Source organism: Leptotrichia sp. oral taxon 498, assembly GCF_002240055.1.
Taxonomy (GTDB): domain Bacteria; phylum Fusobacteriota; class Fusobacteriia; order Fusobacteriales; family Leptotrichiaceae; genus Leptotrichia; species Leptotrichia rugosa.
On the sequence record NZ_CP016753.1, the window covers coordinates 2,070,098 to 2,095,721 of the forward strand.

At 30.3% G+C, this 25,624-nt stretch carries 23 protein-coding genes and 1 riboswitch; of the genes, 9 read left to right on the top strand and 14 right to left on the bottom strand.

Translation table 11 applies throughout. The features are described from left to right. Window positions 1–170: 170 nt before the first annotated feature. The 8 genes from BCB68_RS10125 to gpmI all read right to left on the bottom strand — a co-directional run bounded on the left by BCB68_RS10125 (window position 171) and on the right by gpmI (window position 9,001). Window positions 171–1,142 (bottom strand): ABC transporter substrate-binding protein, encoded by a 972-nt coding sequence (locus BCB68_RS10125; protein WP_094080665.1) that lies wholly within the window; start codon window positions 1,140–1,142, stop codon window positions 171–173. Between the two features lie 21 nt (window positions 1,143–1,163). Further along, entirely contained in the window at window positions 1,164–1,940 is a 777-nt protein-coding gene (locus BCB68_RS10130; RefSeq protein ID WP_094080666.1) for an ABC transporter permease, read from the bottom strand. Next, on the bottom strand, window positions 1,909–2,217 hold the full coding sequence (locus BCB68_RS10135) for a thiamine-binding protein (RefSeq protein WP_094080667.1): 309 nt from the start codon (window positions 2,215–2,217) through the stop codon (window positions 1,909–1,911). Before BCB68_RS10135 ends, BCB68_RS10130 begins: the two co-directional genes overlap by 32 nt. A gap of 67 nt (window positions 2,218–2,284) precedes the next feature. After that, window positions 2,285–2,387, bottom strand: a riboswitch (TPP riboswitch). Between the two features lie 108 nt (window positions 2,388–2,495). Then, a complete protein-coding gene (locus BCB68_RS10140) occupies window positions 2,496–4,025 on the bottom strand; it encodes a methyltransferase regulatory domain-containing protein (RefSeq protein WP_094080668.1) in 1,530 nt (509 codons plus the stop codon). A gap of 137 nt (window positions 4,026–4,162) precedes the next feature. After that, window positions 4,163–5,848, bottom strand: coding sequence for a DEAD/DEAH box helicase (locus BCB68_RS10145; protein WP_094080669.1), 1,686 nt, complete (start codon window positions 5,846–5,848; stop codon window positions 4,163–4,165). Window positions 5,849–6,026: 178 nt separating this feature from the next. Continuing rightward, window positions 6,027–6,770: a tetratricopeptide repeat protein gene (locus tag BCB68_RS10150; protein WP_094080670.1), complete on the bottom strand. Its 744-nt coding sequence runs from the start codon at window positions 6,768–6,770 to the stop codon at window positions 6,027–6,029. A 132-nt stretch (window positions 6,771–6,902) separates the two neighbouring features. Next, window positions 6,903–7,418, bottom strand: a complete 516-nt coding sequence (locus tag BCB68_RS10155) for a PTS sugar transporter subunit IIA (RefSeq protein ID WP_094080671.1) — start codon at window positions 7,416–7,418, stop codon at window positions 6,903–6,905. Between the two features lie 92 nt (window positions 7,419–7,510). Continuing rightward, on the bottom strand, window positions 7,511–9,001 hold the full coding sequence (gpmI, locus tag BCB68_RS10160) for a 2,3-bisphosphoglycerate-independent phosphoglycerate mutase (RefSeq protein ID WP_237048731.1): 1,491 nt from the start codon (window positions 8,999–9,001) through the stop codon (window positions 7,511–7,513). A 304-nt stretch (window positions 9,002–9,305) separates the two neighbouring features. On the opposite strand from gpmI, the gene BCB68_RS10165 reads away from it, so the two are divergent. The 8 genes from BCB68_RS10165 (at window position 9,306) to BCB68_RS10200 (ending at window position 17,523) form a co-directional block, all read left to right on the top strand. Beyond that, window positions 9,306–10,634, top strand: a complete 1,329-nt coding sequence (locus BCB68_RS10165) for an alpha/beta hydrolase (protein WP_237048637.1) — start codon at window positions 9,306–9,308, stop codon at window positions 10,632–10,634. Between the two features lies 1 nt (window position 10,635). Beyond that, complete coding sequence (locus BCB68_RS10170; RefSeq protein ID WP_094080672.1) at window positions 10,636–11,646, top strand: MlaA family lipoprotein; 1,011 nt, start codon at window positions 10,636–10,638, stop codon at window positions 11,644–11,646. Window positions 11,647–11,699: 53 nt separating this feature from the next. Next, window positions 11,700–12,944, top strand: a complete 1,245-nt coding sequence (gene glyA, locus BCB68_RS10175) for a serine hydroxymethyltransferase (RefSeq protein WP_094080673.1) — start codon at window positions 11,700–11,702, stop codon at window positions 12,942–12,944. A 27-nt stretch (window positions 12,945–12,971) separates the two neighbouring features. Then, on the top strand, window positions 12,972–13,685 hold the full coding sequence (rph, locus tag BCB68_RS10180; protein ID WP_094080674.1) for a ribonuclease PH: 714 nt from the start codon (window positions 12,972–12,974) through the stop codon (window positions 13,683–13,685). A 61-nt stretch (window positions 13,686–13,746) separates the two neighbouring features. Continuing rightward, on the top strand, window positions 13,747–14,352 hold the full coding sequence (locus BCB68_RS10185; RefSeq protein ID WP_237048638.1) for a tetratricopeptide repeat protein: 606 nt from the start codon (window positions 13,747–13,749) through the stop codon (window positions 14,350–14,352). A 168-nt stretch (window positions 14,353–14,520) separates the two neighbouring features. Next, window positions 14,521–15,243 (top strand): queuosine precursor transporter, encoded by a 723-nt coding sequence (locus BCB68_RS10190; protein WP_094080675.1) that lies wholly within the window; start codon window positions 14,521–14,523, stop codon window positions 15,241–15,243. Window positions 15,244–15,280: 37 nt separating this feature from the next. Continuing rightward, a complete protein-coding gene (locus tag BCB68_RS10195) occupies window positions 15,281–15,985 on the top strand; it encodes a radical SAM protein (RefSeq protein ID WP_094080676.1) in 705 nt (234 codons plus the stop codon). A gap of 251 nt (window positions 15,986–16,236) precedes the next feature. Continuing rightward, window positions 16,237–17,523, top strand: a complete 1,287-nt coding sequence (locus BCB68_RS10200; protein ID WP_094080677.1) for an OmpP1/FadL family transporter — start codon at window positions 16,237–16,239, stop codon at window positions 17,521–17,523. Window positions 17,524–17,749: 226 nt separating this feature from the next. Here the strand turns inward: BCB68_RS10200 and BCB68_RS10205 are convergent, their stop codons facing one another. From BCB68_RS10205 to BCB68_RS10230, 6 genes are read right to left on the bottom strand one after another with little or no spacing between them, the layout of a single operon-like run. Next, window positions 17,750–18,337 (bottom strand): YcjF family protein, encoded by a 588-nt coding sequence (locus tag BCB68_RS10205; protein WP_094080678.1) that lies wholly within the window; start codon window positions 18,335–18,337, stop codon window positions 17,750–17,752. 37 nt (window positions 18,338–18,374) lie between these two features. Further along, on the bottom strand, window positions 18,375–19,715 hold the full coding sequence (locus BCB68_RS10210) for a hypothetical protein (RefSeq protein WP_094080679.1): 1,341 nt from the start codon (window positions 19,713–19,715) through the stop codon (window positions 18,375–18,377). Next, entirely contained in the window at window positions 19,708–20,553 is an 846-nt protein-coding gene (locus tag BCB68_RS10215) for a hypothetical protein (protein WP_094080680.1), read from the bottom strand. The genes BCB68_RS10210 and BCB68_RS10215 overlap by 8 nt, the downstream gene beginning before the upstream one ends. A 12-nt stretch (window positions 20,554–20,565) precedes the next feature. Further along, entirely contained in the window at window positions 20,566–21,483 is a 918-nt protein-coding gene (locus BCB68_RS10220; RefSeq protein WP_094080681.1) for a metallophosphoesterase, read from the bottom strand. After that, window positions 21,474–22,034: a hypothetical protein gene (locus BCB68_RS10225; RefSeq protein ID WP_094080682.1), complete on the bottom strand. Its 561-nt coding sequence runs from the start codon at window positions 22,032–22,034 to the stop codon at window positions 21,474–21,476. Before BCB68_RS10225 ends, BCB68_RS10220 begins: the two co-directional genes overlap by 10 nt. 38 nt (window positions 22,035–22,072) lie before the next feature. Continuing rightward, window positions 22,073–23,341: a YcjF family protein gene (locus BCB68_RS10230; protein ID WP_094080683.1), complete on the bottom strand. Its 1,269-nt coding sequence runs from the start codon at window positions 23,339–23,341 to the stop codon at window positions 22,073–22,075. A 233-nt stretch (window positions 23,342–23,574) separates the two neighbouring features. Between BCB68_RS10230 and BCB68_RS10235 the strand changes: the two genes are divergently transcribed. Beyond that, window positions 23,575–25,557 carry an elongation factor G gene (locus BCB68_RS10235; RefSeq protein WP_094080684.1) on the top strand — a complete coding sequence of 661 codons (1,983 nt, stop codon included), beginning with the start codon at window positions 23,575–23,577 and terminating at the stop codon, window positions 25,555–25,557. Window positions 25,558–25,624 lie beyond the last annotated feature (67 nt).

Sequence of the window (25,624 nt, forward strand, 5' to 3'; positions counted from 1 at the left end):
AACTTTAATTCATTATACAAATTTAATAAAAAAGGAGCTGTTTTATAAAATTAAACTTATTAGACAACTCCTAAACATTTACTTTACTAATTTAATGAACTTCTTATGCTTGAATAAAAATTTTCTCTAATGCTTATTAAAATTCTCACATTTTTTTCTCTTTCAACTATTTATTCCAAATACTCATTACTAAATCCATATCCACTTGGAATTTGCTTTTTAATCAATTTATTTTTATATAGCCAACTGTAAAATAAATCCCATCTATTTTTATCTATCTCTCCCCATTTTTTAGCGTTTCCTTTATACTGTGAAACTAGCCACTTTTGACTGGCAAGCGCTAATTTTGGATTTATTTCAGGCGAATTTTTTACCAAAATTTTCGCCGCTTTTTCAGGATTTTGAATTGAATATTCATAGCCTTTTTTTATTGCTTTTAAAACTTTTTTTGCTTCATTTGGATTTTTTTTCAAATAATCGTTGTTTGCAATAATTACAGGACTGTAAAAGTCAAGCTCAGGCCCATAATCCACAAATTTTAAAAAGTTTGTCTTAAGACCCGCAAGCTTCGTTGCAACACCATCCCACGCATAGTAAACCCAGACCGCATCAATATTTGTTCTTAGTGCTGTCACAACATCAGTAACTGTGTTTGGAATCATTTTTACGTTATTAAAATTTCCGTTGTCATCGGTAACCATCTTTTTTAAAATGGCTTTTTCAATTTCATCGTCCCAAGTTGCGTATCTTTTACCCTCCAATTTTTTTGGCGAATCAATACCTTTTTCTTTCAATGAAATAATTCCAGATGTATTGTGATTGATTATTGCTGCGACCGCTGTTACTGGAACAGGTGCATCAGACGAAAATGACTTTGCCAGTGTGTCTTGAAAGCTTATTCCAAATTCAGCTCCACCAGCTCCGATTAGTGCTGTTGTACTTCCTTCAGGCGGCTGCACAATCTCTACATCGATTCCCTCATCTTTAAAATATCCCAAATCTTTTGCGACAAATAGTCCTGTGTGATTAGTATTAGGTGTCCAATCCAAAACTATTCTTATTTTTTTAGATTTTTTTACACAAGACACTGACAATATCAGCATTACCATTAAAATTAAGATTTTAATAAAATTTTTTTTCATAAAGCTCTCCTTTTTTCAAAATCAAATAGCTTCTTCCCAAGGCATACTCAATTTTTGAATTTTTTTTACAACAAACATCAAAAATAAACTAATTATTGAAATTAAAAATATCACTGCAAACATTTTATCAAATGAATACGACTTTCTGACTCTCGTCATATACACTCCAAGTCCATCAAATCCGCCCAGCCATTCAGCAACAACTGCGCCTATAATTGAATAGCTGACAGATATTCTAAGTCCCGCAAAAAAATATCCAATCGAACTTGGAAGCTTTATGTGGACAAAATTCTGAAATGGTGTTGCTCCCATCGTTTTCATAAGTTTTAGCGCATCTTTATCCGCCGACTTAAATCCATCCAAAAGTCCTATTGTTATCGGAAAAAATGAAGTTAAAACAATAAGTACAATTTTGGGTAAAATTCCATACCCCAGCCAAAGTACCAGAAGTGGTGCAATCGCAACAGTTGGAATAGTTTGAGTAATTATTAAAATTGGATAGATGGACTTGTAAAAAAATTCAAACATATCCATAATAATTGCGACTAAAAAACCTAAAATCACTCCCATTCCCAATCCTAAAGAAGCTTCTACAAGTGTAACCTTCATATGGTGCACAAGAAGTGGAAAATCATTTACAAAAGCCTTTATTACATCAAAAGGCGAAGGCAGCATAAATTTTGGTACAACTCCTGTAATTGACAATATTTGCCACTTTATTAAGATACATAAAATAATAATTAGTGGTGCGATTTTATTTAATAGTTTACTGTATATATTTTTTGATTTTTTCTTCAATTGTGAGTATCTCTCCTCTCGGCTTATAATTTATCTTGACATACGACATCACACTTTCCGCTCCAGCTTCAACTGCAATAATTTGACACATTTTAACAATGTTCATAAGTTCATCATAATCTCCTTCAATCGTCGTTTCAAAAGGTCCAACTACCATTTCTAAATTTTTACTTTTAATGTACTCAATAACTTTGTCCACTATTCTTACCACTTCTTTGTTTTCGCAAGTATTCGGCAAAACTTGAATTGCAACACTTGCATTGATTTTATTAGACATAAAAATATCTCCTTTCAAATTATATTAAAAACAAAAGGAGATTTATTTATTTATTAATATTAAATTGTAATATTAAAAAAATACTCCCTTCGCCGGCATTATCCGTATCAGGTTAAACGGGTTAAGTCAAAAGACTACTCTCAGCCATTATAGCACCCCTGTATTTATATTTAACTTTGATATCTTTACTTTAAGTATATCCCTATTTTTTCATAAGTCAATATCATTCTAAAAAAAATTTAAAATTATAATATATTTTATTTTTTTATATTATAAATTTATTTTCTTTTGAAAAAATTCAAATTTTCATATTTTTCCAAAAACATTTCTAAATATTCAGCTGGATCTACATCTTCCTCTTTTCCATCAACCATTCTCTTAAGTCCCAATTTTTCTAATTCACTTATTAATTTATCTTTAGTTGTAGGTTCTTTTAACTGCTGCAAAAGTAAGAGTTCAATGGTATCCACAGGGAAAATTTCATTTTTAAAGTTTCCAATTCCGATATATTGTCCGTCTTCACTTAAAATAACTTCCACATATTTGATAAATTTTTCTGGAACATAAGTTTCATTTTCCACAAAACTTACTCTTTCAATTCTTGTCAAATAAAAGTTTAGGTTTCCTGTTATTACATTATTTAAAATAAATCCTCTTATTTCTTGAACTATTTTATCTTTTTGCTCTTGATTTAAATCTTTATCTTCTAAAAACTTCTTCGCATCTTCTATTTGAAATTCACCATGTTTTTTGCTAAGCAAATGTTTTAATGCCTCTTCCAAAACTTTGTCTTCAAGTTCGGCTATCTCTATTTTATTTTTTATCACATAATAAAGAGTGTCAATTATTGTATTAGGTATACTTTCAGAAAAATTTAATTTCTCCGTTTGACTTTTCTTACACATAAGTGATTTTCTAAATTTTGTATCCAAGATAAAATCTATGCATTGTTCTTTGATTACATTATCTCCACCAGACAACTGCTGTAACTTTTCTACAGTTTCCTTTTTATAAGAAGTTGCCATTGATAATTTTAGATTTGTATCAGTAAAATATTTTAATCCATTTTTATCAGCTAGCTCAGCAAATTGGTGAATGTACAGTGGATCATTAAACATTTCCAAATATTCGTGTCCAAGATAATAATTCTTATGTTTTAGCACGCTATCCATCCATTCTAAATAACCCTTGCTTCTTTCTTTCAAATCTGGATAAAGTTCTATCTGTTCTTTAAAAATTTCTACAACTAATCTTCCTCTTTCTGTTTTTTCAAGCAATGAAAGGTTTGGATAAAATTTATTTACGTACATCATCATATCTCTTACTTTTGAGGCTTCTTTCCAACCTGGATAAGTATTGTATGACAAATATGCAATTCCGTTTTCATTCAGATTTTGGTTACAAATTTCTATCATTTTATGTTTTACATCATTCGGAACCCATGAAAAAACACCATGAGAAATTATATAATCAAATTTACCAAAGCTTTCATCAATTGTCAAAATATCCTTTTGATGTAACTCAATATTCTTTAATCCCAATTTTTTTATAATTTCATTTCCTTTTTTTATCTGTTCATGTGACAAATCCACACCAACATAATAGTTATCTTCAAAATTAATCGCTTGAGCAATTAAATTTCCTCCAAAAGATGTCCCTAACTCTAGCACTCGAGCTTTTGTAGCTTTTTGAGGATTAAGTCCATAAAAATATGCATATGCTTCCAATTTCATCATCGCAGTATCTGCAAACGGATTTGCTTTATAGACTAATTCATCGTAACTTTCTTTTTTTTCTTCGTTATTCATTTTATAATTTCCTTTCTTTGTTTTAACTTAACTTCCAAAATTATATCATATTTTTAACCTTTTTTCATTATTTTTTTGTCATTTTAGAAAAAAATTCCCATCAATTTAAAATTAACAGGAATTTTACTTTTATAAATTTATTTTTTAGACTTTTTCTTAGATTTTTTATCTTTTTTGTCTTTTTTTGAAGAACTTTTTTTACTTGATGATTTTTTTCTTCCAGATTTTTTAGAAGATTTTTTCTCATTCCCTCCGCTTTTTCTTCCGCCTGTAGCTTCTTCAACCAAAGGTTTAGAATCTTTTTTAGAATTTAGTGCTCTCATAATATATTCCGCTTCTTGCAATGGCACTGTTATAAACGAATATTTATCCATAATTTTTACATCTTTTACTTTTCTTCCTGGAGTTTTTGCCTTTTTATGAAGTAAATCTAATAGCCTTCCCACATTATAACCATCTTTTGAGCCAAGTGCGATAAATAATCTTGTTTTATCCGCAATTTTAACTTTCACATCTTGAATTTCACTGTAATTTTCAGGTAGAAACTCATCTTCATAGACATGTCTTAACACAGATGCCAACACTTGTTTTGGATCTCTTCCTTGGAGTAAATTATTTGCCAATTCATCGTAAGCGCTGTGGTCGTCTTCTTTTATAATTTCTTCAACATAAGCGATTAATGCTTCTTTTTTAGCATTTAAAATTTCTTCCACATTTGGTATGTCTTCTCTTTTGATGTCAGTTTTTGTAATTCTTTTTATCTGAGCTAATTTACTAGCTTCCCTAGGTGTAACAAATGTAATTGCAATCCCTTTTTGTCCAGCTCTTCCAGTTCTTCCAATTCTGTGAACGTAAGATTCAGCTTCTTGTGGAATTGAATAATTAATTACATGTGTTAAATTGCTTACATCTATTCCCCTTGCCGCAACATCTGTCGCCACAAGAATCGTCAACACTTTTTTCTTGAATAAATCTAGCGCTTTTTGTCTTAATGCTTGAGTGATGTCCCCGTGAATGCATTCAGCATCATAATTTCTAGCTTTCAGTTTATTTGTAACATCGTCAACTTCCGATTTTGTTCTACAAAACACAATTCCATAAAAATCCTGTTCATAGTCCAAAACTCTGCATAGCGCTTCAAATTTATCCTCTTGCTTAACTTCATAATAAATTTGTTCCGTCAAATTTGTAGTCAATTCTTTTTTTGCAACTTTTAATAATTTATATTCTGGCATAAATTTTTTAGCTATCGCCAAAATTGGTTTAGGAATCGTTGCTGAGAAAAATAACATTTTTTTCTCGTCGTTTGTCTTTTTAAGTATTTCTTCAATATCTTCAACAAATCCCATATTTAACATTTCATCTGCTTCGTCTAATACGAAATAATCTAAATTATTAACTTTTAAGACTTTTTTATTCATCAAGTCTATAACTCTTCCAGGTGTTCCAACAACAATGTCAACTCCTGACTTTAACCTTCTAATTTGATTTTCGATAGATGCGCCACCATAAACTGCCAATACTTTTAAATCCTTTTCACCTTTTAACGAATAAATTTCATCTGCCACTTGATTTGCAAGTTCTCTTGTAGGTGCCAAAATTAACGCTTTAACAGTTTTATCAGATTTAATAGTTTCTAGGATTGGAATGCCAAATGCCGCTGTTTTTCCTGTCCCTGTCTGTGCTTGTCCTATTAAGTGCGTTCTTTCCTTTAATAATTCGGGAAGTACCAATTTCTGTATTTCACTTGGCTCCTCGAATCCTTTTTTACTTAGTGCATTAAGCATTTCTGTACTTAATCCAAAATCTTCAAATTTTTGCATCTTTTAAAATTACCTTCCTTTTTTCTTTTATAATATTTTTGACCAATTATTTGATTTTAATTTTACAATTGGTCGTTTTATCGTATTAAAAATTTTCTTTTTCATACTTTTATTTTTTTATACTATATATTATTATATCACATTTTTTTAAAATTTGATAATTTTTTTATATTTTATTTTATAATTTTTCTAATTTTAATTTCGCTTCTTTACTTCCAGCCTCCGCTGCTTTTTCATACCACTTTTTAGCTTCTTTAGTATCTTTAGCCACACCTTTTCCCTCTTTGTATAAATCTCCCAGTGCAACTAGCATTGGCGCTGCATCTGCATCTTTTCTTTCTTCAGCCTTCTTGTAAAGTTCAATCGCTCTTTCATAGTTATTTTGACTTTCATAAATTTTTGCTAAATTATACTGAGCAACAATATCTCCTGCACTATCTCCTATCTCATAATAAAAAATTGCATCTTCAACATTTTTTTTTGTACCTAGACCTTTTTGTGCCATAATTCCCAAATATCTAGGAGCTTTCATTTCAGCGTTCATATTTCCTTTGTCCATAGCTTTATTAAACAATTCAGATGCTTTTTTATAATTTGTTTTGACTCCAAATCCTTCAAAATATATTATTCCCACATTTGTAGTCGCTATTTCATTTCCTTTTTTCATCGCTTTTGTTGACCACATAAGTGCTTTTTTGGGATCTTTTGGAACTCCTTTTCCAAAAAGATACATTTCCCCCAGCTCAGTTTGTGCCGCAACATCTCCTTTTTGAGCCGCTTCTGTCAATTTTTTCACCTTTTCATCAATCGCCGACACGATTTTAGGCTTAGGAGCTGATTTAAAACTTCGCTCTTTTTTACCACAACTTGCAAAAATCATAAGTCCCATTACAAGCAAAATACTTTTTTTATATTTTTTCATCTATATTTTTCTCCTAAATTTTATTATAATAACATTGATTAGTCAATTAAGATAATTTTTAAATAAAATAAAAATTCTGTAAAATAAAATAACTCCCTTAGAATCAACTAAAAGAGTTATTTCCTTCATTAACTATTTTTGAATGTCTAAAACTACTGTTTCCCCAGCTTTAGCCACTCCGCTTTCAACTGGATTTAATGAACTGTAGTCTTCATAGTTTGAAATAATTACTGGTGTGATTATTGATTTTGCATTTGCTTTTAAGAAATCATAATCGTATTTAATTAATGGATCTCCAGCTTTTACAACTGCACCTTCTTCGGCAACTCTTTCAAATCCTTTTCCTTCTAATTGAACTGTGTCCATCCCAAAGTGAACAAAAATTTCAACTCCTGCTGGTGTCACAATACTAAATGCATGATTAGTATCAAAGATTTTTTCAACTCTTCCTGCAGCTGGTGCTAACATTATACCTGATCCGTTAGGCTCAATTGCAATTCCGTCTCCTACCATTTTTTGAGCAAATACTTCATCAGGAACTTGAGATAAAGGCATGATTGTACCTGAAATTGGTGCGATTATTCTCCCTTCAAACTCTTGTTTTGCTTCTTCTTTTTTTCCCTTTTTAAATAAATCAAATAGTCCCATTTTTTTTCCTCCAATATATTTTTTTAACTAATTTATAATAATATGATACCATATATTATTCAAAAATACAAAATTTTTTTTACTAAAAAAATTTATTTTTCTATCAAACTACTTCCATCCATTTCAACAGGTTTTTCCAATCCTAAAAGTTCTAACATTGTAGGTGCAATATCAGCTAATCTTCCACCTTTTCTCAATTTAACATCCTTCATATCATTTGAAACGAAGATAAATGGAACAGGATTCGTAGTATGCGCTGTATGAGCTTCTCCTGTTTCTGGATTTACTAATAAATCAGCATTTCCGTGATCTGCAGTTATAAATAATACTCCGTCCATTTCCAGCACTTTTCTTACAATTTGTCCAAGGCAGTTATCAACAGCTTGACAAGCTTCAATTACTGCATTTACATTTCCTGTATGTCCAACCATGTCAGGATTTGCAAAGTTTAAGATAACAGTGTCAACTTTTCCTGTGTTTAATTCTTCAATTAATCTGTCTTTTACTTTGTAAGCACTCATTTCAGGTTGCAAGTCATAAGTTGCAACTTTGGGCGAATCAGTTAAAAGTCTTATTTCTCCCAGATAAGGTTCTTCTTTTCCACCGTTAAAGAAAAATGTAACATGTGCATATTTTTCAGTTTCTGCAGTTCTTACTTGAATTAATCCAGCTTTTGAAACAACTTCTCCAAAACAGTTTACTATTTTTTCAGGCGGAAAAGCGATCGGTGAATTAAATGTCGCATCATATTGAGCCATTGTAACAAAGTTTACTTTAGGATAAACTTTTCTGTCAAATCCTTTAAATTCTGGATCAACAAATATTCTGGTAAGCTGTCTTGCTCTATCTGGTCTAAAGTTTGCAAAAATTACTCCATCTCCATCTTTGATTAATCCATTGTCTTTTGAACCAATTTTAACAGGAACTACGAATTCATCAGTTACACCTTTTGCATAAGACGCTTTAATAGCTTCGTTTGCAATTGGATAAACTTCTCCTTCTCCAATAGTTAGTGCATCATAAGCTAATTTTTCTCTATCCCAGTTGTTATCTCTGTCCATTCCATAATATCTTCCTATTATAGTTGCGATTTTTCCAACACCAATTTTATCCAAACCTTCTTGCAACTGAGCTAAGTAATTTACTCCACTTTCAGGCGCTGTATCCCTTCCATCTGTAATAGGGTGAACATAAACTTCTGTAAGCCCCTTTTTAGCTGCCATGTCAACTAATCCAATAATGTGGTCGATGTGGCAGTGAACTCCACCATCAGATGCAAGTCCTAAAATGTGAAGAGCTTTACCATTATTTTTTGTTGTATCCATCACATTTTCCAAAACTTCATTTTCTAAAATTGAGCTATCGTTAATTGCTTTTGAAATTTTTGGAAGCATTTGAAAAACTGTTCTACCAGCTCCAATATTTGTATGTCCAACTTCAGAGTTTCCAAATTGTCCGTCAGGAAGTCCAACATGTCCTCCATCAGCACGAAGTTCTGTAAAAGGATATTCCCTTTTATACCTTTCAAAATTTAATGGTTTCGCCATTTTTATTCCATTAACTTGATCGTCGTGGTGATTAATTCCTCAACCATCTAAAATTACTAAAACTACAGGTCTTTTTTTCATTTTATTGTCCTTTCAAATTAATATGTGAAATTTTCACTTACCATATTTATTATACTAGTTTTTTTTCAAATTTTCAAGAAATTATATATTTATTTTTAAAAAAATTTTTAAAAACTCAGTAAACATATAGTAAGTTAACTATATATAACATGTGTTTTTTCTAATTTAACAAAAGTTTTTCTAGAAATTTTGGTTTATTTTTGATAAAATATGTATAAGCAAATTTATATAAAAAATTTTTAGGAAAAGAAAGGAGCGTGTGTGGAAAATATTAAATTTTTCACAAAAAAATATGTTAAAAAAATTACTACTTGCTACTATTTTTTTAGTAATTTCAGTTACTGGATTTTCCGAAACTGATATTTCGCAAATAGCAGCTGATTATCCTTATAAAGAAAGTGCTATAATATCAACTGTCTTAGGAACACCGACAGAACAGTATTATAAATTTAAACATGCGAAAGGACCTAAAGTAAAAAAATTTAAACCTACTAAAAAAATACCTGAAATTTTAAGACAATGGAGCATATATGATTATGGCGTTTGGGAACAAAAGGAAAAAGCACCACTTATGATTGTTATTTCAGGAACTGGATCGACTTACAACAGTGGAATGTCACTTTATTTAGCTAATGTCTTTTATGATAAAGGTTACAATGTAATAGCGTTTAGTTCACCTACAACAATGCCTTACATAGTATCTCAAGGTATGAATAAGTATGGGGGATATATGAAAGACGAAACTGAGCAGATGTACAATTTAATTACACGAGCTATTTCTGAAGAAAAAAAACATGGTATGAAAATCTCAAAAACCTATGTTTCAGGATATAGTTTAGGTGGATTTCAATCGCTTTTGCTACAGGAATTAGACAGTGAGAAAAAAAGAATTGGAATAGAAAAATCCTTGCTTCTAAATTCTCCAATAAGTATTCTTACAGCAACTAAAAAATTGGATGGATTTTTAGTAAAAAATGGGATTTTTGATGCAAAAAGTTTGGAAAAATATTTAGATAATATTTTTTCTAAAATTGTAAATGACGACTCCGTTAAATTAAATGATTTTTCTTCTACAAATATTTCTGCATCACTTGGAAAATTAAATCTTGGAGAAAAAGACTTTGAGATATTAACTGGACTTCTATTTAGATTTTATTCGGCAAATATGACTTTTGCGGGTGAAGTTTTCAGCGGAAACGATGCTTACGGAAGGCTTTCTGACAAAAAACATTACAAAAGGTTTGATTCTATAACAAAGGAATTTCAAGAAGGACTTTCAGTTTCATTTGAAGAATATGCAAAAGAGCTTTTATACCCTTATTTAAAGAAATATAAGCATCCTAACTTGACACCAGATGAATTTTTAAATGATTTTGATTTAAGAAGCCACAAAGATTTTATAGAAAAAAATAACAAAAACATTGTCTTTATTACTTCAGAAAATGATATTTTACTTACACAAAGCGATTTGGACTACATAAAAAATACTTTTTCAAATAGAGTTTTAATGCCGTTTGGAGGACATACAGGACTTCTTTGGCATAGCGACATGGCAAACTTGATGGTAGAAAAATTGGAGGAAGAATAAAATGACAAAATTTAACAAAAATAAAATTATGATATTTAGCACCGTTATTGCGGCTTGTACAATATCCTATGCAGATGCTGACGAATTTTATCCAGAAACAAAAAATGTCGATACAGTTAGCTATCTAGATGAATCAGTAAAAGAAGCAAATGACGATATTTATATAGAATTCGTAAATGAAAAAGAGGATATTCCGACTCAAAATAATGTGGAAAAATTTAAACTTACAAATTTGAAAACTAAAAAGAAAAAAATTGATAAAAATAGATATATTGCTTTTGAACAGGATAATTATGGGGATTTGGCGAATAATATTGAAGGATTGGACGACGAATACATAGTATCAAGTAAAGTTCTTGATTTAACTGGAATGGGTGGCACAATAAACGACCCGCTTGAACCATTTAACCGAAGAATGTACGCATTTAATACTCAGTTTGACAAAAAAATTGCTTATCCAGTGTCAAGAATTTACGGAGCAATTGTTCCAAAACCTATAAGAACAGGAATTTCAAACTTTTTCGGCAACTTTAAAGAAATTCCGACTTTTGTAAACTCAATGTTACAATTAAAACCTGGAAAAGCAGTAAATGCGCTGGGAAGATTTGTAGTAAATTCGACTGTTGGAGTTTTGGGAGTTACTGACGTGGCAACTAAAATGGGAATGAAAAAAGATTACGAAACAATGGGAGAAACACTTGGACATTATGGAGCTAGAAGCGGAGCTTATTTGATCTTGCCTCTTGTAGGTCCAAGTAATGTTAGAGATGCTATTGGAAGTGGAATTGACGGTGCAATGGAAGGTGCAGCCAGAGGTTACGTTGAAGATAAATTATTTTTTGACACAGGTGTCTTTGACAAGACTGTGTATGGATTTACAAGACCTGTCGTTACAGGGCTTAACCTGCGTTCATTAATAAATTTCAAATACGGGGATTTGAATTCGCCATTTGAATATGATTTAGTAAAAATACTTTATCAGAATTATAGAAAAGTTCAAATAAAAAAATAGATAAAAAAATAAATTTAATTTAATATGGTACAAATAGTATAGAAGGAGAAAAAATGAGTTATATAAAAGATTGTGACATTGAAGTTTATAATGCTATAAAAGCGGAAGAAAAAAGACAAGAAGAAGGAATTGAGCTAATCGCTTCTGAAAATTTTGTCTCAAAAGCTGTGATGGAAGCTGCTGGGTCAGTTTTTACGAATAAATATGCGGAAGGTTATCCTGGAAAAAGGTATTATGGAGGTTGTGTAAATGTCGATATTGTTGAAACTTTGGCAATTGAAAGACTGAAAAAAATTTTTGGAGCAAAATTTGCGAATGTTCAGCCACATTCAGGTTCTCAAGCTAATATGGGAGTTTATGTTGGACTTTTAAATGCCGGGGATAAAATTTTGGGAATGGGACTTAGTTCTGGTGGACATTTGACTCATGGATATAAAATTAATTTTTCTGGAAAAAATTATGTTGGTGTTGAATATGGTCTGGATCCTGAAACTGAATTAATTGATTATGACAAAGTGCGTGAAATTGCACTAAAAGAAAGACCTAGAATAATTGTTGCAGGTGCGAGTGCTTATTCAAGAATTATTGATTTTAAAAAATTTAGAGAAATTGCTGATGAAGTTGGCGCTTATTTTATGGTCGATATGGCTCATATTGCGGGACTTGTTGCAGCTGGAGTTCATCCAAATCCAATGGAGTACGCTGATGTTGTAACTTCTACAACTCACAAAACTTTAAGAGGACCTCGTGGTGGAATTATTTTGACAAATAATGAAGAAATTGCAAAAAAAGTTGATAAGACAATTTTTCCTGGAATTCAAGGTGGACCTCTTGCACATATTATCGCAGCAAAAGCTGTCTCTTTTAAAGAAGCATTGACTCCTGAATTTAAAGAATATCAAATTCAAGTGGCTAAAAATGCTAAAATCTTGGCGGAAGAGCTTACAGAAGGTGGACTTAGAATTGTAAGCGGCGGAACTGACAATCACTTGATGCTAGTTGATTTAAGACCGATGAAAGTCACTGGAAAATTGGCGGAAGAAAAATTAGAAAAAGCTGGGATAACTTGTAACAAAAACGCTATTCCAAACGACCCTGAAAAACCGTTTATCACAAGTGGAGTAAGACTTGGGACCCCAGCGATTACCGCTCGTGGATTTAAAGAAGAAGAAACTAAGCTTGTTGCAAAATTCATTTTAGAAGTTCTAAATAATATTGACGATGACAAAGTTATAGAAGAAGTTAAAAAACAAGTTTTGGAATTGACTAAAAAATTTCCACTTTACAAAAATAAATAAAAAATCTAAAAGGAGAAAAAAATCAAGTTGAGAAATAATAATAGGAAAAATGATGAAATGCGAGAAGTTAAAGTTACAAAAAACTACATTATTCATCCTGAAGGTTCAGTTTTAATTGAATTTGGAAATACAAAAGTCATCTGTAATGCGACGATTGAAGAAAAAATTCCAAGATGGTTAAAAATGGATAATTCTTCCAAAGGGATTCACTCAGGCTGGATTGCCGCTGAATACAGTATGCTTCCCCGTGCAACGAACACCCGTGTCCAAAGGGAATCTATAAAAGGAAAAATTTCAGGTAGGACAATGGAAATCCAAAGGCTTATTGGAAGATCTCTTAGAGCTGTAATTGATCTTGAAAAACTGGGAGATAGAACAATTATGGTCGACTGCGATGTCATTCAGGCGGACGGCGGTACAAGAACTGCTTCAATCACAGGAGCTTATCTAGCGGTGGAACTCGCAATTGAAAAGTTAATTGATGAAAATAAATTAAAAGAAATTCCAATAAAATCAAAAGTTGCCGCAATAAGCGTCGGAAAAGTCCGAAATGAGATAATTTTGGATTTAGACTACGAAGAAGATTCCGCAGCAGATGTCGATATGAATATCATCATGACGGATAAAGGCGAATTTGTAGAAATTCAAGGAACTGGTGAAGAAGCTACTTTTACTCAAAATGAACTCTTAAAATTCATTGAATTATCCAAAAATGCTTTTAACAAATTATTTACTTTATAAAAATTTTTACCCACTTAAAAAAGTGGGTATAGTTTTAAAAAATTTTATGAAAGAGGAAAAAATGGAATTTAACGAAAATACTAAATTATTTCAAAAATATATGGAAAAAATAAAAAATGGCGATACAAAGGCAATGAATGAAATCGGTTTAATTTTTCAAAACAGTAAAGACAATGAAAATGCTAAAAAATGGTATTTACGTGCAATTGAAAAAAATGATTTTTCTTATGCTAATAATCTAGGCTATCTTTACGCTGGAGAAAAAGACTATGAAAATGCCAAAAAATATTATTTAATTGCGATAGAACACAATGATTTCAATGCTTTAACCAATCTTGCCGTTTTACTTCAAGATAATAAAAAATTTGAAGAAGCTGAAAAATTTTATTTGAAAGCTGTGGAAAAAAACTGTGAAAATGCTAAAAATAATCTTTTAATATTTTATAACGAAACTAAACAAACGCAAAAAGAGAAAAAAGTATATTCTCAAATGGCTTGGGGCGGTGATACAAATGCGATGAATCATCTAGGAATGATTTATGCTGGAGAAGGAAAATATCACGAATCTGAAGAATGGTTTTTAAAAGCTGCAGCACTTGGAGATAAACATGCTAAGAAAAACCTTAAAATTTTGAGAGACAACAAACATAAATTTTCAAAAAAATAAATTAATTTTATTTTAAAATATTTTAATTTCTTGATTTTTTTAAAATATTTTGATAAAATATATTTCGATGTTTGGGAAAATCCATCGTTAAAAAAAACCTTTTGTAAACACATATTTTCAAAAGGATATGTGTTTTTTTATTTGTAAAAATTTTTAAGGAGGAAATAAATGTTTAATTTTTTTAGCCAGCTTCGATTCGGAGTAAATGAATTGTTGTGGCTTTCATATTTAATTTTAAATTTTACGGCAGTTGTACTTGCTTACAGATTTTGGGGAAAAGGAGGACTGTTGTCAGTTGTACCGCTGTCAATAGTTTTAGCTAATATTCAAGTTGGAAAATTGATGACCTTGTTTGGTTTTGATGGCATCACAATGGGAAATATCGCATATGGAGGAATTTATCTCGCGTCTGATATTTTGACGGAAAATGAAGGAAAACATTACTCAAGAAAAGTGGTTTCGCTAGGTTTTGCCGCAATGTTATTTACGACATTTATAATGCAAATTGTGCTAAAAGTAAAAGTTTCGCCTGATGATACAATGCAAGGTGCTTTATCAGCAGTATTTGGATTCATGCCAAGACTTGCGATTTCAAGTGTGTGCGGATTTGCAGTTTCTCAGTCATTTGATATATGGTCTTATCAATTTATTAGAAAATTTAGACCATCTTATAGAGATATTTGGATTAGAAACAATGCGAGTACAATGATAAGTCAAATTTTAGACAATATCGTATTTTCGTTTTTAGCATTTACAGGAAAATATCCTCTAAAAACAGTAATCGGAATCATATTTTCAACATATTTATTAAAAATCGTAATTTCACTGCTTGACACACCTTTTGTGTATATTGCGACTTTATGGAAAAAACAAGGTAAAATAAGTGATTGATATTAGAATATTTGATAAAAAATAAAAAAGGATACAAATGGAAAGATATAGTGTAATAAAAGAGAAAAATCCTCGTGAAATCGTGTTATTAAAAGGATTTAGCTGCGCTTATGGAAAATGTGCTTTTTGTAATTACATCTTGGATAATACGAATGACGAAGAAGAGATGAAAAAAATAAATTTTAAGGCTTTGAGCAGGGTTACTGGGGAATATGGAGTTCTTGAAGTTATAAACTCTGGGTCAGTGTTTGAACTAAATGGTGCGACATTGGAGAGAATAAGAGAAGTTTGTAAAGAGAAAAATATAAAAATACTTTATTTTGAGGCGTATTTTGGTTATTTAAACAGATTGAACGAGATTAGGGAGTATTTTTCTGAACAGGAAGTGAGATTTGCATTTGGATTGGAAACATTCGATAATCATTACAGGACAAAAGTTCTGAAGAAAAATTTTATCTTGAATGAAAAAGTTTTAGAAAAATTGAAAACAGAATATCAGATGTGTCTATTAATGATTTGTACAAAAGGACAGACGAAAGAGCAAATCTTAAATGATATTGAGCAGGGAATAAAGCATTTCAAAGAGTTAGTTGTAAGTGTGTTTGTAAATAACGGTACCCAAATTGAACGGGATGAAGAATTAGTTTCTTGGTTTTTAAAAGAAATCTATCCGAAATATAAAGATAAAAAAAATATTGAAATTTTGATTGATAATAAAGATTTTGGAGTTTATGTGCAATAAAAATATAAAAGTTATGATAAAATAATGAAATTATTTTGTTGTAACTTTTTTTATATCTGGTAAAAATTATTTGATAACCAAATATTTTGTCTTGACAATTAATATAACATATGTTATATTAATCAGACAAACATATAAGTTACAATTTAAAATCTGTTTTATTTGCTATCTTGAAATACTTAAAGATTTTTTTAATAACAAACTTATATAAATAAAAAATTAGAAAAAATTAAAGGAGATTAAAGGAAAAAATGAGATTAAAAATAATATTAACAGCGCTTTTAAGTACTTTGGCATTAAAAGCAGTAAGTATGGACTATCTTTCAAATAATTCAGCTTCATACTTTCAAAATCCATCACAAACTGGGAAAATAACAGTGGAAGGAATTTTTTACAATCCAGCGGGAACAGTATTTTTAGAAGATGGAAAATATATAAATGCAAATATGCAAAATTCTATAATCCAGGAATCAATGACATTGAATAGAAAAAAATTGGCTTCAAACAGATATGCCGGAGCACCGTCATTTAATTATTTACAGAAAAAAGAAAGAACTTCAATTTTTGCAAATGCAAGTGTCATTGCGGGAGGAGCCACTTTGAAATATGATGAAGGAGTCGCTGGAATAGATTTGGCGTCAGAAACATTTGATAATATGACACGAGGACTATTGGGGGCTAAAGTTACTAAAAATCAATTTAGCGGACAAAATAGATATTATCAATTGATGGTTGGTGGAGCACACAAAATAACAGATAAATTCTCAATTGGCGGAGGAATAAAATATGTCCACGCTTTGAGAAAATTAAACGGACACGCTTCTTTCGGATATAATCCATTTGTCGGTGCAAGAGTTGGATTGACAGGAAATGACTTGTATTTAGACTCCAGAAGAAAAGCAGATGGTGTTGGAGCAGTATTAGGTTTGGATTATAAAGCGACTGATACATTGAATTTTGCTTTGAAATATGAAACACCTGTAAAATTGAAATTCAAGACAAAAGCGGTTGAAAGTACAAATATGACATTAGCTGGAAAAAAAATTGGATTGTCAGATTTTTACCCTAAATATGCAAATGGTGTAAATTCAAGAAGAGATCTGCCAGGAGTATTATCATTGGGAGTTTCTAAAGATATTAATGACTGGACTGTTTCTAGCGGATATATTCATTATTTCAATAAAGCAGCAAATATAGACGGAGTAAGTTATAGAGATGGTCATGAAATAAACTTTGGAGTTGACTACAGATTTTCGCCAAAATGGACTTGGCACGCAGGATACAATTATGCTCACACAGGTGCTCCAAAACAATCATACAACGATACAGAATATACCATAAATGCACAAATTTACACGACAGGATTGACATTCAAGCCGGCAGAAAATCACGAATGGAAATTCGGTGTTGGATATGTAAAATATAATTCAGAAAATGGAGAACCAGAAATAACTCATGGAATAAAATTGGATAAATCAAAAGTTAAATATGATAAAAAAGTGAGTGTCTTTTCTTTGGGGTATACTTATAAATTTTAAAGTTTGAATTTTTGGAAAAATAGGAAAATATTGTTTTAAGGGAGTGGAATTTATACTCCCTGTTTTTAATAATTATTTTGAAAAAAGAATAAAAAAACAGGATAATACAAAATACTATCCTGCGCCATATATCATACTTTGAGTTTACGCAAAATTTTGGATACTCTTGACACTATATTCATTTTTACTTACATAACCCCCTCCTTTTAAACTTGAACACTCAATCTTATTTCTTAGGTGGTTTAAAATTATTTTTAAATTCTTCAACAATATCATCCATATCAAGATAGTTAGTTGGTCTTCCTTCTTTAATATATCTAATACATAAATTTTTCAATGTTATTATGTAGGCTTCTCCCATAGCTTTTGTTATAGCAGCAGCTGTTCCGATTGAAGCCACTGAACCAACAATAGGAATAAATTTTAATAGATTAGAAGCTACTGTTCTTCCAATCATAGAAGCACCAATAACAGTTCCTAGTCCACTAACAATCATTTTAGCTTCTGTTTCAACATTAAATTTTTCATTTATTTGATAAATCATATTTAATTGTATTCCTGAAATAGGAATCGCATCTGCAAAAGGTATTGGTATAACTCCTACTCCACCTGCTGCTACAGAACTCATATCAACAATTTCTCTTGCTTTCTTTTCTTGACGCTCTACTTCTTCAATTTCTTCTTCTTGCTTTCTTTTTTTCTCTATTATTTCATTCTCCTGATCTATTTCTTCATCTTTTCCTGCTTCCTTTTTTAAATTGTTTAACTCTTCTTTTAGTTTTTCAAATTCATCATCATAATAATTTCCACTCATTTTTATTATCTCCTTCACTTTTATTTTTTATTTAATATTATTTTTTTAATAACTCATCTAATTCTTCCACAGAATAAATTATTTTTTCTTTTGAAACTCCCATTATTTTAGCATATTCAACACTATAAATCATTTGTTGAGTTGCGTTATTTTTTTTTGAAAAAGATTCAATTAATAATTTTTGTCTTTGTTTGTATTCTTCTTGTATCTGTTGAATAAATTCATACAAAGTCCTTGTTATCTCTCTATCGATTTTTTGTATTCTTTCGTAGAATTCTTCTATTAATTTTTGTTCATTTAAATTTTTAATTGTATTAAATATAGAATATAAAAACTTATCTAAATATTCCTTTATGAAAGGGCCATAACGTATAATTAATTCTTTAAATACCAACATTATTAATCTTACCCAAGCGACATAATTTAAATGGAGAATAAATTGTACCATATTGCCACCTGAACGAAGTCCTGCATCAATACCATCTATTAAACAAAAAGTTGTATATCCTATAAGTAACATTAATCTCAGATCTCCATGTTTTTCAGTTGGAATACATTCTTTCCAATCTTTCTTTTCAAAATATCTTTTTTTAATTACCCATAAACTTCTAATCATTAATTCTTGTATTAAAACAGGAATTGACATTGTTACTCCAAAACGGGCATCATATCCTTCTTGAAAAACCCTTGTCATTGTTACAGCTAATGATTGTCTATCATTTCCATTTTGAAATTTACCAAAATCACACATTAAAAATAATTCCATAAAAGGAATCGGTATTCCTGAACCTCTTCCAGCATTTATTTTTCCTCTTCCACCTGAACTTCCAGATAGATCAGACATTATATGTCCAATCCAATTACAGAATCCGCAAAATAATTTTTCAATAAAATTATTCCCTTTCAATTCAAAGTTTCCATCTGATGTATCAATATTAAATATTTTCCCTTCACTAACAAATGTTGCAGTAGATGTAAATTGATTTAATATTGAAAAAAATAATCCAATAATATCAGGTGAATGGCTTAGTGACTTTATATGATGATTTTTAGTTCCCATTTTAAATAATTTGTTTACATCAGTTGTATTTCTTTGATCATAATTCACTCTAAATTTACCTTCAAGAAATCCTATCGCAGAAGCTACATTATTCTCATTATCTATTTTAGGTTTCCAACCACTCACTTTAGCAAATTTTTTTACTAATTCATCTGCTCCAGCATCTGTCAAACTTCCTAATTTACTTAAACTAGGATTTCCAACAAAAAAGACATCAATAATTCCTGCAATAGCTCCACTAAAGCCAGCAATCATGAAATCATATCTATCACAGGTCGACAACTTCCATTCTTTTTCTTTCAATTCGTATTTATTCATTTGACACAAATTCTCCTATTTTAGTCGATAACGATTCAGAAATATTTATTAATGTTGCTAATCGTTCTTTATTTTCTATCGAAAACTGATTGTAATCATTATTGTACTTTATTAATTCAAATCCATTTTCAATATTATCAGAAATTTCTTTTATTTCTTTTTCAGACATTAAAACTTTAATATCTAATTTCATTATTTTCATCATTTCTTTTTTTATTTCTAATATTTGTTCTTCAATTTTATCAGCAGCTTCTTTGTTTTTATTATTTAAGATCAAACCAGCACCTAATAATGCACTTCCTCCTATAGCCCAACCTATTGGTCCTGTTAATGCTAGAAGCGTTTCCCCACCTACAATTCCACCTCCTCCTGCAGCTAAAGCTCCTCCACCAAGCCAGGCTAATGCAGCATTTGTTGCAGCAGCACCTGATAAACTTGCTATTGCTGTCCCAGTAGAAGCAGTTCCAAATGTTGTTGCTATTGCCATGGCTGCTGTTGGAGCAAATGCAGCAACTCCTGCACCAGCTAATGCCCCAGCACCAACCATGGCTGTCGGAACTACTTCTGCTTGATTAATCTCTTTTTTCACTTCTTCAATTTTATTGTCAAATTTTTTTATATTCATTTCTATTTTACCTAAACTAGTTTCAAATTCTATTGGTTTATTTGACAATTTCTGAATATAACTACTAAAATTTTTAAGTATTTCAACAGCATGTAATTTTTTTTCATACAATGATTCAGAGTGATTTATAGTATTGGCTAATGTTCTTTTATAATCCCCATACACTTCCTCTAAAACTTTTTTTGCTTTTTCTTTTAATTCTGAGTTAAACATATTTTTATCCTCCTATTTTTCTAATATTCTTCTTAAATCAATCAATTTTTTAAGATTTTCTTTAACTTCTAACAAATTTTTTTTATCTTTTTTTGTCTTATCTGTTTTATTTTCTAAATCCATTATATATTCTTTATAATCCTCAATCAATTTTTCATATTCTTTTTTTCTTTCTTCAGTTATTTTCTTTTTTATTCTTTTTATATCAAATTTTTCTATTTTAACATTATTATTCTTTAAAACATATAATTTCTCTTCCTTCAACTCAACACATCTTAAAACATTAGTAAAAAAACATCCAGCATCCAGATTTATACAATTATTTTCGACAGTTATATCTTCTTGTGGTGTATGTCCGTAATATACGGTTTTTGCTGTATTATTTTTTTTGTACCAATCATCTCGAGTCCACAATAAATATTTAATTTCTTGATTTTCTAAACTTTTAGAAAAATCAATTCCCGCATGAACAAATAAATAATTTTCACTTTCAGCAATGTGTGGCATTTCCCCAATAAAATTAAATAGCCATTCTTCTTCATAAAATTTATCATTTTTCCAATATTCATTAATTGTTTTTACTTTATTTTGATGTTTAAAAAATGATTTTATTGTTTTATTTCCGCCATTATATACCCAATTTAAACGATAAGTTTCATCATCTTTTGATTTGAAAAGCATATTTTCGTGATTTCCCATTAAATGAATGATATTGTAACCTTTCTGAATCATCTTTTTATACCAATTGTACAACTCAAAAGAAAATTCCCCTCTATCGCAACTATCTCCAAGAATCAATAGCAAATCTTTCTTTTTTAATTTGATTTTTCTTATCATCTTTTTAAATAGATCAAATCTTCCGTGAATATCCGTCAAAACAAAAATTTTTTGATAATCAGATTCCTTAATCCTTTTTATATTCAATTCCATATTTTCATCATCTCCCCCATTTCAAACAACCACCCTGGCGTAATATACTCCCGCTTTTCATCATACTTTTTCTGTATTTTATCAATTTTTTCATTAAATTTTTGATTATTCGCATAATAGTTTTTCACAATATATTTTAAAACTTCAAAACAAAAATTTGAACAAATAGTCATATTTTTACTAAAACTTCCCTTCACATACTTTTCATTTCCAAAACCAAAATCTCCGATTGTGAAAACTTTCATATTTTTATCATAATTATTTTTCTCAAAATATTCTTCCACAAAATTTTGGATTTTTCCAAACTCTCCTTCTGGAAAATTAATTTCAAAAATTTCTGCTCGATTTTCTAAATATGTCCTTGTTTCCAGACGATTTGGCAGATACCATTTCATTTTCCCGTCTTTATTCAAATTTTCTGAATAATCATAGACTGTATTTCCGACTATCATTTCACAATGAATAAAATCTGACTTTGTTACATTTTTTATTAATTTTTCTATAATATTTTTGTCATTGCTCCGGCAAAATGAAATAAATATCCGCTTCATCTTTCTCCCTTTTTTCTTTTTATTTTTCTTTCTATTTTCTATTTAACATTTTTATTTAATATTTTCATATTTTTAAATTCATTAAAATATTTTAAGAAATTTTCTTTCAAGTCATCTAAGTCTAAAATAATTTCTCCAGTTTCATTATTCACATTATTTTTTAAATATTCTGAATAACCTAATCCAATTGCTCCTGTAATGCTTCCAGCAACCGCTCCATTTGCAGCCCAGCCAATAACTGGAATAATTTTTAACAAATTTGCAGCCAATTTTCCAATTTGCGCTATACCTGTTATTGAAATTAGTGCCGCCGCAATGTCGGTAAAAGTGTGAGTTCCTGCGTCTACACGATAAATTGTATTTATATCAATTATCATTTTTGTCTGTAACGCCGCAAGAGCTATTGAATCTGGAAATGGTAACGGTGTTGCTCCGATTCCAGCTGCAAGAAAAGCATATTTATTTGTCGCATCAGCAGCTTCTTTTGCCATTGTTTCAAGCCGTTCTTTTAAAATTATAGTTTGAGCTTTTTTTACTGCGTTTTGTCTGCCTTCTGAAATATATTTATATGTTTCGTGCAACAGTTCCTGTGCGCCTTTTGGATTTAAAACTACTATTTCATCATCAATTTCAAACATTTCTTTAACATTTCGAACTCTCACAAATGCTCTTGCTTTTTCGAGCATTTTTTCATCAATAACTTTTTTCACAAATTCAGATTCCTTCAAAGTATCTCTTTTTGTAAATACAACAATCGTTGGGATTCCACAATTTTCAAGAATATCCAAAAGTCTTACATCAGCCGTTTCAACTCTGCCGCTTTTTTCGCTGATACAAAGCCAAGCGATGTGGATATGCTCATTTTCATCTTTAGACTTTTGCTTTTCATCCAAAAAATCTTGAATATTTGCCAATGTCTGCTCATAGTCTTCCGCTTCAATTCCTTTTGTGTCGTATAAATTTACATTGTCTTTTTCCAGATGATAACATTTTATTTCTTGAGTTACTGGCATTCCAACTCCAATTTTAGCAACTTCTTTTCCAAAAATATAGTTAATTAGCGAACTTTTTCCAACTCCAGTTTTTCCAGAAATAATGATATTTACAGTTTCTTTCCCAGAATAAGATTTAAAAAATTTTTCTTCTTTATTTTTTTCTTTTTCTTTATCAAAAATTATCGCTCCATTGCTAATCATTAGACCTTTAAGACTTTTTAAAATTTCTTCTCTCGTTCCAACTTTTTGATTATTTTCATTCGTTTCTTTACTTTCTATTTCCACTAAATCTTTAAATTCTTTAACATCCATATTTTGCTCCTCTCTTTTTTTAATGAATTCTTTACATCTTTTTAGTTTTAATTTCACTGTAAGTATACTATTTTTAGATTTTGTTTTACTTATAAAAAAATTAAAAAATATAAAATCATAAGATTTTTTTTAATTTATCTCTTGTTTTTTTCGTATTTCAAGTTAAAATTTAGTATAGAGAATTAAATTTTTATTTATATTAGCAAAAAATTGTTAATTGAGAGGAGAAAATTATGAGAATATATGATGGCAATAACATTAGAAACATTGCTTTATTGGGAGAAAGCGGTGCTGGAAAAAGTAATATGACTTCCGCTCTTGAATTTACGGCAAAACTTACAAATAAAATTCCTAATTCTAGCGATAATGTTAAAATAAGTAGTTCTCTTGCCCTACATGCAATTGAATATCAATCTTTCAAATTTAATTTTTTTGATGTGCCTGGATATGTTGATTTTTTCGGGGAACTTGAATCTGGACTTGCAGCGTGTGATGGAGCAATTATCACAGTTGACGGAACGGCTGACTTATCTGTCGGAACTGAAACTGCTCTTGAACTTGCTGATAGCCGAAACATCCCACGATTCATATTTGTGAATAAAATTGACAGTGAAAAAGCTGACTACGAAAAGATTCTTTTGCAATTGCGAAAAAAATATGGTAAAAGAATCGCACCATTTCATGTACCTTGGGGAGTTGCCGCTAATTTCAAGGGACATATAAATGTTGTGGATATGTTCGCCCGTGAATATAATGGCTCTGAATGTGTCAATGCAGATATGCCAACTGATATGGACGACAAGATTTTGCCGATTCGTGAGATGCTTTTGGAAGCGGTTGCTGAAACAAGTGAAGAATTGATGGAAAAATATTTTAATGGAGAAGAATTTACTACAAATGAAATTCACGCTGGACTTAGAAAAGGTGTACTAGATTGCAGCGTAATTCCTGTTATTTGCGGTTCAACTACAAAAAACATCGGACTTCACACAACATTTGACATGATAAGAGATTATTTGCCAGAACCAATGGACAATCCAAAAGTTGATGCTAAAAAAGATAAAACTACTTGCCAAATTTTTAAAACAATAATTGATTCATTTTTGGGAAAAGTTTCTTATGCAAAAGTTTTATCTGGAGAGCTAAAACCTGATTCAGAAATTTATAATTTGAATAAGAAAAAAAATGAAAAAATTGGAAAACTTGGAACAAATGTGGCTGGAAAAATGGAAATTTTAAAAAAAGGAGTCTGTGGAGATGTTGTTTTATTAACGAAACTCGAACATGCTCAAACTTCAGATACACTTTCAACTGATAAAAATGAAACTGCACAAAAGAATATCACTTTTCCAAAAGCTCAACTTTTGGTTGCAATAGAACCACTAAATAAAAACGATGATGAAAAGATGTCGACTGGACTTAACAAACTTATGGAAGAAGATCCGTCTTTTTCTTGGAAAAGGGATATGGAAACTAAGCAAACTATTTTGGGAGTGCAAGGAGAACTGCATTCCATCACATTGATTGAAAAACTAAAATCTAAATTCGGAGTTGATATAAAAACAGTTGACTTAAAAGTGCCATACCGTGAAACTATTAAAGGAAATTCGGATGTTCAAGGAAAATATAAAAAGCAATCGGGAGGACACGGACAATATGGAGATGTGCTTATCAAATTTTCTCCTTGCGATGAACATTTTGTATTTGAAGAAACTATTACTGGAGGAAGGGTGCCGAAATCATATATTCCAGCTGTTGAAAAAGGATTAAGAGAATCACTTGCCCACGGAGTTTTAGCGGATTATCCTGTCACAAATATAAAAGCAGTTTTGTATGATGGCTCTTATCACGATGTGGATTCTTCAGAAATGGCTTTTAAAATTGCAGCAAATTTAGCTTTTAAAAAAGGAATGCTTGAAGCTAAACCGACTTTGCTCGAACCAATTATGGAACTTACAATTTTTGTGCCAGAAAACTGTATCGGGGATATAATGGGGGACATTAACAAAAAGCGTGGAAAAATCATCGGTATGGACACTCATAAATCAACTAAGCAAAAAATTACAGCTGAAATTCCAATGGCCGAAACATTTAAATATGCAACCGATTTAAAATCGATGACAAAAGGAAAGGGATATTTTGAAATGAAACTTTTAAAATATGAAGAAGTTCCCTTTGATTTAGCACAAAAGATAATTGAAATCAGAAAAAAATAATTCTTGAAATAATAAATTTATATTTTTAATAAAATTTTTGAAAGCGTCTGAAATTTATAGTTATTTT

Excerpts from the sequence above, each read along its gene's own strand:
- BCB68_RS10150 (WP_094080670.1), bottom strand. The coding sequence starts at position 6,770 with ATGAAAAAATATAAAAAAAGTATTTTGCTTGTAATGGGACTTATGATT.
- BCB68_RS10200 (WP_094080677.1), top strand. The coding sequence starts at position 16,237 with ATGAGATTAAAAATAATATTAACAGCGCTTTTAAGTACTTTGGCATTA.
- BCB68_RS10145 (WP_094080669.1), bottom strand. The coding sequence starts at position 5,848 with ATGCAAAAATTTGAAGATTTTGGATTAAGTACAGAAATGCTTAATGCA.
- BCB68_RS10140 (WP_094080668.1), bottom strand. The coding sequence starts at position 4,025 with ATGAATAACGAAGAAAAAAAAGAAAGTTACGATGAATTAGTCTATAAA.
- BCB68_RS10135 (WP_094080667.1), bottom strand. The coding sequence starts at position 2,217 with ATGTCTAATAAAATCAATGCAAGTGTTGCAATTCAAGTTTTGCCGAAT.
- BCB68_RS10155 (WP_094080671.1), bottom strand. The coding sequence starts at position 7,418 with ATGGGACTATTTGATTTATTTAAAAAGGGAAAAAAAGAAGAAGCAAAA.
- BCB68_RS10205 (WP_094080678.1), bottom strand. The coding sequence starts at position 18,337 with ATGAGTGGAAATTATTATGATGATGAATTTGAAAAACTAAAAGAAGAG.
- BCB68_RS10210 (WP_094080679.1), bottom strand. The coding sequence starts at position 19,715 with ATGAATAAATACGAATTGAAAGAAAAAGAATGGAAGTTGTCGACCTGT.
- BCB68_RS10190 (WP_094080675.1), top strand. The coding sequence starts at position 14,521 with ATGTTTAATTTTTTTAGCCAGCTTCGATTCGGAGTAAATGAATTGTTG.
- BCB68_RS10225 (WP_094080682.1), bottom strand. The coding sequence starts at position 22,034 with ATGAAGCGGATATTTATTTCATTTTGCCGGAGCAATGACAAAAATATT.
- BCB68_RS10230 (WP_094080683.1), bottom strand. The coding sequence starts at position 23,341 with ATGGATGTTAAAGAATTTAAAGATTTAGTGGAAATAGAAAGTAAAGAA.
- BCB68_RS10235 (WP_094080684.1), top strand. The coding sequence starts at position 23,575 with ATGAGAATATATGATGGCAATAACATTAGAAACATTGCTTTATTGGGA.
- BCB68_RS10125 (WP_094080665.1), bottom strand. The coding sequence starts at position 1,142 with ATGAAAAAAAATTTTATTAAAATCTTAATTTTAATGGTAATGCTGATA.
- BCB68_RS10195 (WP_094080676.1), top strand. The coding sequence starts at position 15,281 with ATGGAAAGATATAGTGTAATAAAAGAGAAAAATCCTCGTGAAATCGTG.
- BCB68_RS10170 (WP_094080672.1), top strand. The coding sequence starts at position 10,636 with ATGACAAAATTTAACAAAAATAAAATTATGATATTTAGCACCGTTATT.
- BCB68_RS10215 (WP_094080680.1), bottom strand. The coding sequence starts at position 20,553 with ATGTTTAACTCAGAATTAAAAGAAAAAGCAAAAAAAGTTTTAGAGGAA.
- BCB68_RS10220 (WP_094080681.1), bottom strand. The coding sequence starts at position 21,483 with ATGGAATTGAATATAAAAAGGATTAAGGAATCTGATTATCAAAAAATT.
- BCB68_RS10185 (WP_237048638.1), top strand. The coding sequence starts at position 13,747 with ATGGAATTTAACGAAAATACTAAATTATTTCAAAAATATATGGAAAAA.
- glyA (WP_094080673.1), top strand. The coding sequence starts at position 11,700 with ATGAGTTATATAAAAGATTGTGACATTGAAGTTTATAATGCTATAAAA.